This is a genomic window from Streptomyces sp. NPDC002690 (assembly GCF_053592415.1).
In genome coordinates, this window is the sequence record NZ_JBSFVR010000167.1 from 1 (window position 1) to 15533 (window position 15533).

Here is a 15533-nt window from a genome sequence, read left to right on the forward strand (position 1 = left end):
AAGAAGCCCGTCTCCTACGACCGGGGCGGCTACCTCAAGCGCATCGACTACGGCCAGCGCACCGGCACCCTGTTCAGCGCCGCGCCGCTCGCCCGCGTGGACTTCTCGGTCGACGAACGGTGCTTCGTCGAGGACGGCATCGCGTGTTCCGAGGCGAACTTCACCTCGGGCGACTTCGCGAAGAACCACATCTGGTACGACACCCCCGCCGACCTGCTCTGCCAGTCCGGCAAGGACTGCTACGTCCCGATCCCGACGTTCTGGACCCGCAAGCGCCTGGCCCAGGTGACCACCTCCACCCAGCGCACCGAGGGCTCCACCGCCCTCTCCAAGGTCGACTCCTGGACGCTGGAACAGTCGCTCCCCGCGGAGCGCACCGACGAGGGCACCGCCCTCTGGCTCGACTCGATCACCCGCTCGGGCTACGGCACCGACGGCGAGTCCCAGGCACTGCGTCCGGTGACGTTCGTTCCCAACACGCAGCCGATGCCGAACCGGGTGCGCCGCGGTGAGAAGGACCCGAACCCGACGTTCGACCGGCTGCGCGTCGAGCGGATCATCAGCGAGTACGGCGGTGAGACCTTCGTCGACTATCGCGAGCCCACCGGCGCCTGCAAGACCGGCTCCGGCTTCCCGGCGGTCGAGTCCAACACCGGTCTCTGCTACCCGGCGTACTGGCACCCGGACCCGGACAAGGTCGACGAGTCGATCGAGTGGTTCAACAAGTACGTCGTCGACACCATCGAGGAACTCCCGGGCGTCAAGGGCGTCGAGCCCGTGACCACCTCGTACGTCTACGGCGACAACGGTGACACCAAGGGTGCCTGGGCCCTGAACCAGGCGGAGTTCTCGAAGAAGAAGACCCGTACCTACGACCAGTGGCGCGGCTTCAGCCGGGTCCGCACGGTCAGCGGCGCCGACTCCTCGGACACGTACGAGGGCAGCGCGAAGTCCATGTCGGACGTGCGCTTCTTCCGCGGCATGAACGGGGACCCGCTGCCGGGCGGCTCCAAGCGCTCGGTGACGGTCGTCGACAACGACGGTGCCAAGATCGCCGACGACGACGAAGCCCTCCAGGGCAGGGTCGCCGAAGAGCTCGAGTACACCGGGTACAACGGCACTCTTACCTCACGGTCGGTGGACTACCCGAAGGTCGTGGAGCTGGCGAGCCGTGCTCGCGACGGTGGCATTCCGGCGCTGAAGGCGTACCGGGTGCTGGACGACCACACCATCACCACCACCCGCTCCTCGGGCACGTACGACGTCAACGAGACGCGCCAGTGGCGCTCGCTGCGGACCAACACCACGTACGACGACACCTACGGGCTGCCGCTCACGGTGGAGTCCCTCGGCGACACCGGTAAGACCGGTGACGAGTCGTGTGCGGTGCTCAGTTACGTCCACAACACGGCGAAGAACCTGATCGGTCTGGACAAGGAGACGCTGACGACGGCCGGTACCTGTGCCGCCGCCGCGACCGCTCCGGTCTCCGCCCGCATCGCCGGTTCCCGCGTCGCCTACGACGACCTGGCCTTCGGCGCCACCCCGGCCACGGGTGCGGCGACGACCACGTGGTCGCTGAACGGGACGGGTGACGCCTGGCAGCAGACGGCGAAGCTCACCTACGACGCGCTCGGCCGTGTCCTGACCACGACCAACGCCAAGAACGAGACCGAGAAGACCACCTACACGCCGTCCACCGGCCAGGTCTACTCGATCACCGAGGAGAACGCGAAGAACCAGACCTCCACCAGCTACCTGGAGCCCGCTCGCGGCACCACGCTGAAGGAGGTCGACGCCAACGGGCGTACGACCCTCTACCAGTACGACGCGCTGGGCCGCACCACCGCAGGGTGGGGCACCTCGCAGGCCGCCACCGAGGACCCCTCGGTCAAGTTCACCTACAACACCGCCCCCGGCGAGCCGGTCAACGTCATCAGCTCCACGCTGAAGGACAACGGCACCGGCTACGACGACTCCGTCGTCTTCTACGACGGGCTCGGCCGTGAGCGTCAGCGCCAGGAGCCGGCGGTCGGCGACGGCCGTCTGATCACCGACACCATCTACAGCGCCAACGGCACCATCGCCCGCACCAACAACGGCTACTACGCGGAGGGCCTGCCGCAGCCGGTGATGTACGAGGTCGACTCCGACTTCAAGATCCCGAACGCGACGCTCTACACGTACGACGGCCAGGGCCGTGTGCTCTCGGAGACGCCGTACATGGCGGGCGCCACCGTGCCCACCAAGGCGACGCGCTACGAGTACGGCTACGACTGGTCCACCGTCATCCCGCCCACCGGCGGAGCGGCTCAGCGCAGCTGGAGCGACGCCCAGGGCCGGACGGTCAGGGTCGACACCTTCACGGACGCGGCACGCAGCGCGTACCGGTCGACCACGTACTCCTTCGACGCGCGCGGCGACCAGACCAAGGTGGAGGACTCCTCCAAGAACGTCTGGTCCTACACCTACGACGCGCTCGGCGAGCAGCTCACGGCCACCGACCCGGACACGGGCACCAGCAGCACCACGTACGACGTGCTCGGCCGGCCCGAGACGACGACGGACAGCAGGCAGAACACGGTCTGGACGAAGTACGACGAGCTGGGCCGGGCGACCGAGCAGCGGAAGGACTCGTCCTCGGGCGAGCTGCTGACCTCGGCCACGTACGACTCGGTCATCGGCGGCCTCGGCCAGCCGGCCACCACCACCCGCTACACCGACGGTCTGCCGTACACCAGCACGGTCACCGGCTACACCGCCGAGTACCAGCCGACCGGCACCAAGCTGACGCTGCCGGCGACGATCGCGGCGCAGTACGGCCTGCAGGAGACGTACGCCTACACGTACGAGTACAGCAAGTCAGGCCAGTTGAAGACGGCTTCGCTGCCGGCGGCGGGCGGTCTCTCCCCGGAGAAGATCGTCACCCGGTACAACGAGGACGGCCTGCCGGTCTCCACGTCGGGGATCGACTGGTACAACGCGGACACCGACTACAGCGTCTACGGCCAGGTCCTGCGCTCGGTCACGGGTGAGAACCCGAACCGGGTGTGGACGTCGAACCTGTACGACGAGCGCACCGGTGAGCTCACGAAGTCCTACACCGACCGCGAGTCCACCAGCGACACCACCACCGTCCTGGGCAACCGCGTCAACGTCCGTTCCTACGGGTACGACGCGGCGGGCAACGTCACCAAGATCGAGGACGCGGTCGACTCCAAGACCGACCGTCAGTGCTTCAGCTACGACGTCCTCGGCCAGCTCACCGAGGCGTGGACGGCGTCCGACACCGCGTGCGCGGTGACCTCGGCCGGTGTTCCGAGCGCGCCGACGATGGGTGCGGGCGGCGACGGTTACCACAAGTCGTACACGTACGACGCGATGGGCAACCGGAAGAAGGAGGTCGATCACTACCTCGGCACGGTCGGCACCACCACCACGGTGCTGGACCCGGCGAAGGACGCGACGACCGACTACGTGTACGGCAAGGCGGACGGCACCCAGCCGCACACCCTGACCGGGATGTCCTCCACCTATCTGACGGACGCCGGGGCCAAGGTCACCGAGGCCTCGACCCGTACGTACGACAAGGCGGGCAACACCGAGACCCGCACGGACGGCGGCGACCAGCAGGGCCTGACCTGGACCTGGGACGGCAACCTGGAGACGGTCACCGGCTTCGGCGAAAGCGGTTCCGGTCCCTGGGTCGGTCTCTCCGGCAAGTGCGTCGACCTCGCCTCGTCCTCCACGGTCGCGGGCACCGCCATCCAGCTCTACGGCTGCAACGGCACCCGCGCCCAGAACCTGAGGATCGAGGGCGCCACGCCCACCGACTCCTCCAAGGGCGCGCTGAAGGTCATGAACCAGTGCGCCGTTCCGAAGGACGGCGCGACCGCCGACGGCACGGCCGTCGTGATCGCGGCGTGCACGGGGGCCGCGGCCCAGCAGTGGACGGTGGTCGAGGCCGGACACAAGCTCAAGCACGTCGCCTCAGGCAAGTGCCTGGTCGTCCCCGGCGCCAACACGGCCGCCGGTACCGACCTGACGCTCGGCACCTGTGACGCGAGCGGGGCCGCCCAGTCCTGGGCCCCGGCCAACGTGACGAAGTACGTCTACGGCCCGTCCGGCGAACGCCTGATGGCTCTCACCGCCAGCACCCGGACGCTCTACCTCGGCGACACCACGATTTCGGTCAACGTGGACGGCACGCCGAACTACTCGGAGCGCTACTACCAGCAGGCCGGCGGCCCGGTGGTGATGCGCTTCAAGCAGGGCGGCGGCGCCGACCAGTTGTCGATGCAGGTGACCGACCAGAACGGCACCGCCTACATCAACGTCAAGCTCGCCGCCGGCAACGCGGTGAAGTTCGACAAGACCGACCCGTTCGGAGTGGCCCGCAAGGAGAACGCCAACTGGCTCTCCCACAAGGGCTACATCGGCGGTGAGGACGACAACTCCACCGGCCTGGTCCACCTCGGGGCGCGTGAGTACGACCCCGAGACCGGCCGCTTCATCTCCGCCGACCCTGTCCTCGACCTGGCCGACCCGGTCCAGATCAACGGGTACGTCTACTGCGAGAACAACCCCGTCACCTTCGCCGACCCGAGCGGCATGATGATGGACTCGGTAGGCGGCGGTGGCGGCGGTGGCGGTGCCGAAACGGCCGAAGAGGCCTGGGCCAACCAGCAGATGAACACCTCGATGGCGCAGATCATCATGAATGTCGGCTGGGCGGTGTTCAAGGAGTTCATCGGCTGGAACGACGTCGTCAGCTGCTTCTCCCGCGGCGACATGTGGGCCTGCGGCTCGCTGATCATCGACGCCATTCCGTGGACCTCGGTCTTCAGCAAGGGCAAGAAGATCTGGCGCGCGGTCGAGAAGACCTTCAGCGCGATCAGCGCCTGGCGCAAGGCCCAGGAGAAGGCCCGCAAGATCATCGCGGCGGCCAAGGCGGCCCGCGAAGCCGCCCGAGCGGCGAAGGCCGCCGCGAAGGCAGCTGCCAAGAGAGCCGCGCAGGCGGCGAAGAAACGAGCGAAGGAAGCAGCCACCCGAGCAGCGAAGAAGGCTGCCGAAAAGACGGGGAACGCGACCCAGAAGGCCAAGAAGGTGGCCGCCAAGGCCAACGAGAAGGTCAAGAGCGCCGCTCAGCGGGTCACCAAGAAGTCCGAGAAGGGGAACGGTAAGGACGGAGTCGACGAGGCTTCGCCCGAGGGGGCAGGCTGCCCGGCGAACAGTTTCGTTCCCGGTACTCAGGTCTTGATGGCTGATGGGTCGACGAAGTCGATCGAGAAGGTCGAGAACGGTGACGAGGTTCTCGCCACCGACCCCGAGACCGGTGAGACGACCTCCGAGGTCGTCACGGCCGAGATCACGGGTGAGGGCGTCAAGCACCTCGTCAAGGTCACCGTCGACACCGATGGCGACAAGGGCGACAAGACCGCCTCGGTCACTGCGACGGACAACCACCCGTTCTGGGTGGAGGCGGTGGGGAAGTGGCTCGATGCCACCGATCTGAAGCCTGGTCAATGGCTTCGCAACAGCGCCGGCACCTACGTTCAGATCAGCGCGATTGAACGCTGGACCGCGTCGGACGCCACCGTCCACAACCTCACCGTCAACGATCTGCACACGTACTATGTCCTCGCAGGTGACACGTCAGTTCTCGTTCACAACTGCTTGGCAAGTGCGGGCGAGGACGATCTCGCAGCCCTCGCGACCAACAAGTTCAGTCGACAGTTGACCGAAGCTGGGCGGGCTCTTCAGAAGCACTCGTCGAATTTGGCGAAGCGGGGACAGCAGCACACTGATCTCTACGATTTCGGCAAGGTGACGGACAAGGAGCGTTCCGAAATCGGGGAAGAGATCATCCAAGAGGTCCTGACGAACCCCAATGCCAAAAGGTTCATCAATCCACACCTCAAGGACCCCAAAAAGTACGGAGGGCCGACTCTCGATATCAAGATCGACGGGGGGTGGGGTGCCAGGTGGTACATGAAGAATGGATCCCTGGCATTCGCAGGGTTCCTCTGAGTCGCTAGGTCGAGGGGTGTTGAGTATGAGATACGATCCCAGTCACTTTGAGCTGGATGGTGCGCTGCGAGACGTACTCATACTCGACATCGGCATCCATGAGTGGCGCCTGATGATCTCATCGCTACCGGCACTGGACGCTGAGGTGGTCCTCACGGTCGATGACGCTCCGGTTGCCGATGCGTCTGTGAGCGATCCGGCAGATCTGTTTGCCCTCCTGGAGGGTGATGAGGATGCATCGGCAACCCTGGCCGTCAAGGTCGGCGAAATGATCTTCCGGTGCTACTTCTATCGTGTTCGCGAAATGGAGTTCACGTTCGATCCGCGAACAGTGAGAAATCCCGGCGAGTTCGTAAGTCTTGAAAGATTTATGAAATGGCTCGGGGAGTCTTGTCACAGGCGAGTCGTCATGGTCATGGAAGGCGTGGGTGGAGAGTCGGTTCCACCGCTGCTGGAGTATGTTCCGCACGACTGACCAGGGCTGACGGCCCTCGCGGCAGGAGATGTCCGACCCGGCGGGTGCAGCGGTGGACATTTCATCGCCTGGACTGCCCCGGTGGACTCGGCGCGGGATGGTTGACGCTCCGACAGGTAATGCATCCGGCCTGGATTTCGCCAACACGAGAGCCCCACCGAATCAGTTTTCGGTGGGGCTCTCGTGTTGGTGACCCGCCCTAATGCACCGGCACGACCGGCGGTTGCGGCTCGCCCTCTTCGGCGAGGCGCTCCAGACCGCTCTTGGTCTTCAACGGCTTCTCCTTGATGAAGACCACCGCGATCAGCGCGAGCAGCGCGAAGGGCGCGCCGGCGAGGAAGACGGAGCCCGTCGCCACGCCGTACGCGTTCTCCACGATCACGCGGGCCGACTCCGGCAGGGTCGCGAGGTCGGGGATGGCTCCGTCGCCGCCGCCGGAGGCGGAGCTGCCGAAGCCCTTCTCCAGTTCCGAGGCGACCCGGTGGCTGAGCACCGCGCCGAGCGCGCTGGTGCCCACGGCGCCGCCGAGGCTGCGGAAGAAGGACAGGGTGGAGGTCGCGGCGCCGAGTTCGGCCGCGGGCACGTCGTTCTGGGCGGCGAGGACCAGGTTCTGCATCAGCATGCCGACGCCGATGCCGAGGACGGCCATGCAGGGCGCGATGACCGCGAAGGACGTACCGGCGCCGATGGTGGAGAGCAGGCACATGCCGGCACACATGATGACGCCGCCCGAGACCAGGAACGCCTTCCACTTGCCGCGCCTGCTGATGATCTGACCGACGATGGTGGAGGAGACCATCAGGCCGAGGATCATCGGCAGGCTCATCAGACCGGCGATCGTCGGGGACTTGCCCAGCGAGATCTGGAAGTACTGCGACAGGAAGACCGTGCCGCCGAACATGGCCACACCGACGAAGAAGCTCGCCACGGTGGTCAGGGAGACGGTCCGGTTGCGGAAGATGCTCAGCGGGATCATCGGCTCCTGGACCTTCGACTCGACCAGGACGGCGAGCGCGATCAGGACGGCACCGCCGAGGACGAGCGCGGCCGACGGGCCGGAGACCCAGTCGAACTTCGAGCCGCCGAGCGTCACCCAGAGCAGGAGGGCGCTGACCCCGGCCATGATGAGGAAGGCGCCGAGGTAGTCGATCTTCGCCTCGCGGCGGACCACGGGCAGCTTGAGCGTCTTCTGCAGCAGGAAGATCGCGAGCAGCGCGAACGGTACGCCGATGAAGAAGCACCAGCGCCAGCCGAGCCACGAGGTGTCGACGAGCACGCCGCCGATCAGCGGGCCGGCGACGGTGCCGACCGCGAAGACTGCGCCGAAGATGCCGGAGAACTTGCCGAGTTCACGCGGCGGGATGATCGAGGCCATCACGACCTGGGCGAGCGCGGTGAGACCGCCGGCGCCGATGCCCTGGAGCACCCGGCTGATGATGAGCACGGTGACGCTGTGGGAGAAGCCGGCGACCAGCGAGCCGACGACGAACATCGACAGGGAGCACTGGAGCAGCAGCTTCTTGTCGTAGAGGTCGGAGAGCTTCCCCCAGACCGGCACGGTCGCCGTCATCGCCAGCAGCTCGGCGGTGACCACCCAGGTGTACGCGGACTGGCTGCCGTGCAGGTCGGTGATGATGCGCGGAAGCGCGTTGGCGACGACCGTGGAGGCGAGGATGGCCACGAACATGCCGGCCATGAGCCCGGACATGGCCTGGATTATCTGACGGTGGTTCATGGTTGAGGACTCCCGGGCTTCGGGCGTCACTGCAGCGGACATCGGCTGGCGTACCTCTGGTTTCTGATGGTGCGACCGGCTCCGGGGGAGCGGCGGACGGGTCGGCCCGGGGGCGGGCCGACGGGTTGCGTGACGGTTCGACGTGCCCGTCAGTCGCCGAGACCGGCGGCGAGTTCGTCGAACGCTTCGTCGTAGAGGGTCAGGAAGGCGCGGGTCCGGCCGGTGGCGGTCCAGATCTCCACGGCGGCCCGCACGGTGGCGATGGTGGCGTGCACCAGCAGTCGGGGGCGCAGGTCGGTCTTGGCGTCCTGGCCGAGGCGTTCGGCCACCGCCGCGATCAGCGCCTCCTCGTCCGCGCCGCGCGCCGCGAGGAAGCGGGGGAAGAGCGCCGGGGTGCGGTCCAGCACGGTGCACTGGAGTTCCCACCGCTCCGGCGCGTCCTCGAAGTGGGCCAGTTCCTCACCGAGGACCCGGCGCAGCACGGCGAGCGGGCCGAGTCCGGTCGGTGCCGAGAGCACCGCGGTGCGGGTCCGTGCGGCGCTGTCCGGGTCGGGGACGAGAATCGCGTCGTCGAGGTGGGCGAAGTAGTTGAAGAACGTCCGTACCGAGACTCCGACCGCCGCGGTGACCGCTTCGACCGTCACCTGGTCGAGCCCGTGCTCGGCCGCCATGCGCAGGGCCGTGTCGGCCAGCGCTTCGCGGGTCGCGCGCTTCTTGCGTTCGCGCAGGCCGGGTGGCGGGGGAGAGGGGGTCACGAAGGTGCATGCTATGCAAAAATGCACAGTCTGCAAAGTTCATTTTTTTGAGGCAATCTTCCGCTCCGGGCGATGAGTTCCCGGCGCGTGGGCCGTCTACCTCTTCGAAAGCGCGTGGAGGCGTGGCCAGGATGGCCGGGCCACCCGAGGGGGGACAGCCCCGGGGCGCCGGACCGTCGCCGAATCCCGGTGGCGGCGAAACGGAGGAGTGGGACCACCATGGAAAAGATGATCTTCGTGAACCTCCCGGTGAAGGACCTGGACGTCAGCAAGGCCTTCTTCGAGAAGCTCGGCTACCACTGCAACCCCGGCTTCACCGACGAGCATGCCGCCTGTGTCGTCATCAGCGACACGATCTACGCCATGCTGCTCACCGAACCGCGCTTCAAGGACTTCGCCACGAAGGAGATCGCGGACGCCGCGAAGACGACGGAGGTCATGCTCTGTCTGAGCGCGGAGAGCCGCGCCGAGGTGGACGAGACCGTCGACGCGGCACTGGCCGCCGGAGGCTTCCCGGCCGGCGCGACCCAGGACTACGGCACGATGTACGGCCGCTCCTTCCAGGACCCGGACCACCACGTCTGGGAGGTCATGTGGATGGATCCGGCCGCTGTCGCCGAACGCTCCTGACACCCGGCCCGGTTCACAGCCCCGGGTACGTCACCCCGGTGAGCTGCTGGGACGCCGACCAGAGCCGCTCGCCCGCCACGTCGTCGCGGGTGCGGCGCGCCCGCCACGACGGAGCGGGCGCGCCGCGCACGCCCAGTCGTCCCGGGCCGGTGAACGAGTCGGGGCGGACACCCGGCGCCGTGGCCGCGTACAGCACGGGCAGCGCCCCGGCCGTCGCGGTCTGGGCGAACAGCAGGTTGCCGAGTTCCATCACCCGCTCCCTGCTCCGGCGCCGCTCCAGCCGGGGTCCCGTCGTCGCCAGGTTGGTGGAGGCGTACCCCGGGTGGGCCGCCGCGGCCACGATTCTCGATCCGGAACGCGCCAGCAGCCGGGCGAACTCGTGGACGAAGAGCAGGTTGGCGGACTTCGACGCGCCGTAGGCGAGCCAACGCCGGTAGTGGTGTTCGCTGTTGAGGTCACCCATGTCGATGTCGGCCAGCAGGTGCAGCCCGCTCGACACTGTCACCACCCGCGCGGTGCCGGCGGCGCGCAGGGCGGGCAGCAGCAGACCGGTGAGGGCGTAGTGCCCGAGGTGGTTGACGCCGAACTGCGTCTCGAAGCCGTCGGCGGTCCGCCCGTACGGCAACGCCATCACGCCCGCGTTGTTGACGAGCAGGTCGATCCGGTCCGGGGCGTGCGAGGCCGCGAACTTCCTCACGGAGGCGAGGTCCGCCAGGTCCAGTGGCACGAACGCCACGTCCGCGCCGGACACCGCCCGCCGGATGCGGTCCGCCGCACCCTCCCCGCGTTCCTCGTCGCGGCACGCGAGCAGCACCCTGGCCCCGCGCCGGGCCAACTCCCGGGCGGTGACGAGGCCGAGGCCGCTGTTGGCCCCGGTGACCACGGCCGTGCGGCCGCTCTGGTCGGGGATGTCGCGCGTGTTCCAGCCCTGGATCATGGGCCCAGGGTACGACCGGCGGACACGGCCGTACGGTCCGGCGTACCGGAACGCGCGAAAGCCGGTCCCGTACGCGGGAGCCGCGTCCGGGACCGGCGAGGGGTACTACGCCTCCCGCAGCTCGAATGCCTCCACCGTCACCTCGTCGTCGTCCAGGCAGGCGCCCGTCGCGAGGTCGAACCGCTGCTTCAGCAACGGCGAGGCCACGAACGGCCGTCCGTCCGCCGAACCGATCAGCCCGCGCGAGAGGACGTACGCCCCCGTGAACGGGTCCCGGTTGTCGATCGCGTACGCGCGCCCCGCCCGGTCCATGAAGACCGCCACCTGGCGCCCGTCCGGAAGCAGCGCCGCCACCCCGCGCCCGGGGACCAGCAGGGAACGCTCGCAGAGGGTGAACCAGCTTCCTCCGTAGGCGAGTTGCACCAACGTGGTAAGGCTCGTGGTGGGTGCTTCGGCCGTCGTCGTCACAGTCATCGGGATGCGGTCCCTTCCAGGGTACGGATCGCGAGCACCGGGCCCGCGAGGATGTCGAGGTCGGGCTTGACCTGGTCGCGCTCGGGCACGAAGCGCACCGAGGGGTCCGGTGCGTCGGGCGCGTTCACGAAGGTCACGAAGCGGCGCAGCCGCTCCGGGTCGTTGATGGTCTCGGCCCACTCGTCGCGGTAGCCCTTCACGTGGTCGGACATCATCCGCTCCAGCTCGTCGCAGAGCCCGAGCGAGTCGTGGACCACCACGTCCCGCACGTGGTCGAGGCCGCCCTCGATCCGGTCCAGCCAGGCGGAGGTGCGCTCCAGCCGGTCCGCGGTGCGGATGTAGAACATCAGGAACCGGTCGATGAGGCGCACGAGTTCGGCGTCGGAAAGGTCCTGCGCGAGCAGGTCCGCGTGGCGCGGGGTGGCACCGCCGTTGCCGCCCACGTAGAGGTTCCAGCCACCGGCGGTCGCGATGATCCCGAAGTCCTTGCCCCGGGCCTCCGCGCACTCGCGGGCGCATCCGGAGACCGCCGACTTCAGCTTGTGCGGGGAGCGGAGCCCCCGGTAGCGCAGCTCCAGATCGATCGCCATCTTCACCGAGTCCTGCACGCCGTACCGGCACCAGGTCTGCCCCACGCAGGACTTGACCGTCCGCAGCGACTTCCCGTACGCGTGGCCCGACTCGAACCCGGCGTCCACCAGTCGGGTCCAGATCAGCGGGAGCTGGTCGACCCGGGCGCCGAAGAGGTCGATCCGCTGACCGCCGGTGATCTTCGTGTAGAGCCCGAAGTCGCGGGCCACCTCGCCGATCACGATCAGCTTCTCCGGGGTGATCTCGCCGCCCGGGATGCGCGGCACGATCGAATAGGAGCCGTTCTTCTGGAGGTTGGCGAGGAAGTGGTCGTTGGTGTCCTGGAGGGCCGCCTGCTCGCCGTCGAGCACATAGCCGCTGGCGCCCACCGTGGGGGCGAGCGAGGCGATGATCGAGCCGACCGTCGGCTTGCAGACCTCGCAGCCGTCGCCGCCGCGCGCTTCCCGGCGGCCGTGCGAGTCGAGGAGTTCGGCGAAGGTGGTGATGCCCAGGGTGCGCACGATCTCGTACAGCTCGCTGCGGGTGTTCGCGAAGCAGCCGCACAGGCCCGCGTCCGCGCTCTGCGGCAGCAGCTGGCCGATGACCTTGACGCAACTCCCGCAACCCGTACCGGCCTTGGTGCACTTCTTCACCTCGGGCATGGTGGTGTGCTCGCAGATCGCGCCCTTGGTCACGTTGTGGCAGGAGCAGATCACGGCCTCGTCCGGCAGCGAGGACGGGCCCAGCACGACCGGGGTGCCCGCACCGGCCGGCAGCACCAGCTGCTCCGGCGACACCGGCAGCACCGTGCCGGTCATCGGGCGGAGCATGCCGTACTGGTCGGCGTCCCCGACCAGCACCCCGCCGAGCAGGGTGCCGTCCGCGCCGATCACCAGCTTCTTGTAGACCCCCGAGCGGGAGTCCGCGTACACCACGTCGAGGCAGCCCTCGGTCGCGCCGTGCGCGTCACCGAACGAGGCGACGTCCACCCCGAGCAGCTTCAGCTTGGTCGACAGGTCGGCCCCGGTGAACGACGCCTCCTGGCCCGCGATCACCCCGGCGGTGGTCACCGCCATCTCGTAACCCGGCGCCACCAGCCCGTACACCCGGCCGTCCGAGGCCAGCGCGCACTCGCCGATCGCGAACACCGCCGGGTCGGAGGTGCGGCACTCCTCGTCGACGACGATCCCGCCGCGCGGCCCGACCTCCAGACCGCAGTCGCGGGCCAGCTGGTCGCGGGGGCGGACGCCCGCCGAGAAGACCACCAGATCGGTGGCGAGCGTCGAACCGTCCGAGAGCGCCATGCCGTTGACGGCGCCGTCCTCGCCGGTGGTGACCTCCTGGGTGCCCACACCCGTGTGGACGCTCAGCCCCATGGACTCGATGGTGCGCAGCAGCGCCGCGCCGCCGCCCTCGTCCACCTGGACCGGCATCAGCCGGGGCGCGAACTCCACCACGTGCGTGTCCAGCCCGAGCCCCTTGAGGGCGCCCGCCGCCTCCAGGCCGAGCAGTCCGCCGCCGACCACCGCGCCGGTGGTCGCGTTCTTCGCGTACTCCTCGATGGCGAGCAGGTCCTCGATGGTGCGGTAGACGAAGCAGCCCGCCGCGTCCTTGCCCGGCACCGGCGGGACGAACGGGAAGGAGCCGGTGGCCAGCACCAGCGTGTCGTACCCGAAGGTGAGCCCGGAGCGCGAGGTGACCGTGCGGCCCTCGCGGTCCACGGTCCCGGCCGGGTCACCGACGTACAGCTCGATGCCGTGGGTCTCCATGAAACCGGCCTCGACCATGGAGAGCTCCTCGGGCGAGGTACCCGAGAAGTACGAGGTCAGGTGGACCCGGTCGTAGGCCGGGCGGGGCTCCTCGCAGAGCACGACCACCCGCGGGCCGCCGGCCGCCGGGGTCAGACCCCGCTCGGCGAGCGCCTCCAGGAACCGCTGGCCGACCATGCCGTGCCCGACGACAACGATCGTGTGCGCGGAGGTGGCGGCGGAGGCCGCGGAAGTCGGGGAAGTCGGGAAGGGGGACACCGGCATCTCAGAAGCCTCCGTCGTCGGTCAGCGGGTGGAGCGGGGACGTATCCGGCGAAGAGGCGTCGGCCGTTCTGCCGGATGCGGTCGGGTCGCACCCGCCGCTCGTCATGGCACAGACGATGCGCGGTCGGTGTTACCCGACCGCATCCCGTCTGTTTCCCGGGAGGAACCTTGCGCTCAGCACGGGCCGGTGGCGGGTGTGAGGGGCGCGCCCGGGGCCGACCGGTAGCCGAACGGGAGCCGCGCCGCGGAAAACCGTGCAGGTCGGGGCGGGTGCGGGGTGCTCGGTGCCGTCGCTTAGTGTCCTGTGCATGCCTGACATAACGCTGACCACCGTCGTCCTGCTCTGCCTGGCCGCCTGCGCGGCGGGATGGATCGACGCGGTGGTGGGCGGGGGCGGGCTGCTGCTCCTGCCCGCCCTGCTGCTGGGGCTCCCGCACCTCCCGGCGGCGCAGGTGCTCGGCACCAACAAGGCCGTCGCGATCGTCGGGACGAGCGGCGCGGCCGTGACCTACGCCCGCCGGGCGCCGGTGAAGGTCGGCACGGCGGTACGGATCGGGTTGATGGCGCTCGCCGGGTCGATGACCGGGGCGTTCTTCGCGGCAGGGATCAGCAGTGACGTGCTCCGGCCGGTGATCATGGTGGTGCTGCTCGCCGTCGCCGCGTTCGTCCTGCTACGCCCCTCGTTCGGCACCGCGAACGCCGGTGACGGGACGGACCGGCGGGTGACCCGGGCCCGTACGGTCACCGCGATCGTGCTGGTCGGCGGTGGCATCGGTCTCTACGACGGGCTCTTCGGGCCGGGCACCGGCACCTTCCTGGTGCTGGCGCTGACGGCTGTGCTCCACCTCGACCTGGTGACCGCTTCCGCCACCGCCAAGATCGTGAACGTCTGCACCAACGCCGGCGCGCTCGTGATGTTCGCCGTGCAGGGCACCGTGCTCTGGCAGCTGGCCGCGCTGATGGCGGTGTTCAACCTCGCGGGCGGGCTGGCCGGGGCGCGGATGGCGCTCAGCAGGGGCAGCGGGTTCGTCCGGGGCGTGCTGCTGGTCGTGGTCTTCTCGCTCGTCGCCAAGCTGGGCTTCGACCAGTTCTCGAACTGAGGCGCACCCCGCCCGGTGATCGGGTCGGTTCAGGCGGGCTTCCGTACGTCCGTCAGGTGGGCGTAGACCACCACGTTGCCCTGGTAACCGGTGTCCTTCGAGAAGCCGCCGCCGCAGGTGATCAGCCGCAGTGCGGCGTAGGGCGCTTTCCCGTAGACACGCGTGCTGGGAAAGTCGTCGTTCTCGTACACCTCGATCGCGTCGATCGAGAAGACTGCGGTGCGCTCGTCCTGCCGCACCACCTCCACCCGGTCGCCCCGCTTCAGCGAGCCCAGGCCGTAGAAGACCGCCGGGCCCTTCGCGTTGTCCACGTGCCCCGCCACGATCGCGGTGCCCCGGGCGCCCGGCTGGGCGCCGTCGCCGTACCAGCCGGCGAGGTTGCGGTCCTCCTCCGGCGGCACGTCCAGGCTGCCGTCCGGGCGCAGGCCGAGCCGGGTCATCGGCGCGTCCACGTCGATCTCGGGGATGCGGACGCGCACCGGTACGGACGGGTCCAGCGGCTCGGCCACAGGAGACCCCGGCTGGAGCTGCGGCCCGGCGGCGAACGCCTCGGCGGCGGACGGCTGCGGGGGCACCACCTGAGTGTCCGCACCGTTCTGGATCAGCCAGACCCCGGCCAGCACGGCGACGCCGATCAGCCAGGCCCTGCCCTTGTGTGCCGTCTGGGACACGATGCCGTCCTTCTCCTCACGGGCCTGCGGGCCTGCGGGCCCGCGTTTCCTCGGGGGCGTACAGATGTACGGGTGTACGGGGCTGCGGACCGACGGGCGGGGCCCGGCCTTCCGGGGCCGTCG

General features: G+C 69.0%; 10 protein-coding genes. 4 read left to right on the plus strand and 6 right to left on the minus strand.

Annotated elements, in window-relative coordinates:
* A partial coding sequence (locus ACWD3D_RS20850) for an RHS repeat-associated core domain-containing protein (protein ID WP_451462329.1) occupies positions 1-6030 on the plus strand: 6030 nt, incomplete at its 5' end.
* Between the two features lie 25 nt (positions 6031-6055).
* Positions 6056-6505: a hypothetical protein gene (locus tag ACWD3D_RS20855; RefSeq protein WP_451462330.1), complete on the plus strand. Its 450-nt coding sequence runs from the start codon at positions 6056-6058 to the stop codon at positions 6503-6505.
* Between the two features lie 199 nt (positions 6506-6704).
* On the opposite strand, the gene ACWD3D_RS20860 is transcribed toward ACWD3D_RS20855, so the two are convergent.
* Positions 6705-8282 carry an MDR family MFS transporter gene (locus ACWD3D_RS20860; RefSeq protein WP_451462331.1) on the minus strand — a complete coding sequence of 526 codons (1578 nt, stop codon included), beginning with the start codon at positions 8280-8282 and terminating at the stop codon, positions 6705-6707.
* Between the two features lie 107 nt (positions 8283-8389).
* Positions 8390-8995 carry a TetR/AcrR family transcriptional regulator gene (locus ACWD3D_RS20865; RefSeq protein ID WP_451462332.1) on the minus strand — a complete coding sequence of 202 codons (606 nt, stop codon included), beginning with the start codon at positions 8993-8995 and terminating at the stop codon, positions 8390-8392.
* A gap of 219 nt (positions 8996-9214) precedes the next feature.
* Between ACWD3D_RS20865 and ACWD3D_RS20870 the strand changes: the two genes are divergently transcribed.
* Positions 9215-9625, plus strand: coding sequence for a VOC family protein (locus ACWD3D_RS20870; RefSeq protein ID WP_328721849.1), 411 nt, complete (start codon positions 9215-9217; stop codon positions 9623-9625).
* 13 nt (positions 9626-9638) lie between these two features.
* Here ACWD3D_RS20870 and ACWD3D_RS20875 read toward each other — a convergent pair whose 3' ends face one another.
* The 3 genes from ACWD3D_RS20875 to nirB form a co-directional block, all read right to left on the minus strand.
* On the minus strand, positions 9639-10562 hold the full coding sequence (locus ACWD3D_RS20875) for an oxidoreductase (RefSeq protein WP_451462333.1): 924 nt from the start codon (positions 10560-10562) through the stop codon (positions 9639-9641).
* A 105-nt stretch (positions 10563-10667) separates the two neighbouring features.
* On the minus strand, positions 10668-11036 hold the full coding sequence (gene nirD / locus ACWD3D_RS20880; RefSeq protein WP_451462334.1) for a nitrite reductase small subunit NirD: 369 nt from the start codon (positions 11034-11036) through the stop codon (positions 10668-10670).
* Positions 11033-13639: a nitrite reductase large subunit NirB gene (nirB, locus tag ACWD3D_RS20885; protein ID WP_451462335.1), complete on the minus strand. Its 2607-nt coding sequence runs from the start codon at positions 13637-13639 to the stop codon at positions 11033-11035. The genes nirD and nirB overlap by 4 nt, the downstream gene beginning before the upstream one ends.
* Before the next feature lie 308 nt (positions 13640-13947).
* Here nirB and ACWD3D_RS20890 point away from each other — a divergent pair, with 308 nt between their 5' ends.
* Positions 13948-14739: a TSUP family transporter gene (locus tag ACWD3D_RS20890; RefSeq protein WP_451462336.1), complete on the plus strand. Its 792-nt coding sequence runs from the start codon at positions 13948-13950 to the stop codon at positions 14737-14739.
* 29 nt (positions 14740-14768) lie between these two features.
* On the opposite strand, the gene ACWD3D_RS20895 is transcribed toward ACWD3D_RS20890, so the two are convergent.
* A complete protein-coding gene (locus ACWD3D_RS20895; RefSeq protein WP_451462337.1) occupies positions 14769-15410 on the minus strand; it encodes a class F sortase in 642 nt (213 codons plus the stop codon).
* Positions 15411-15533: the final 123 nt, after the last annotated feature.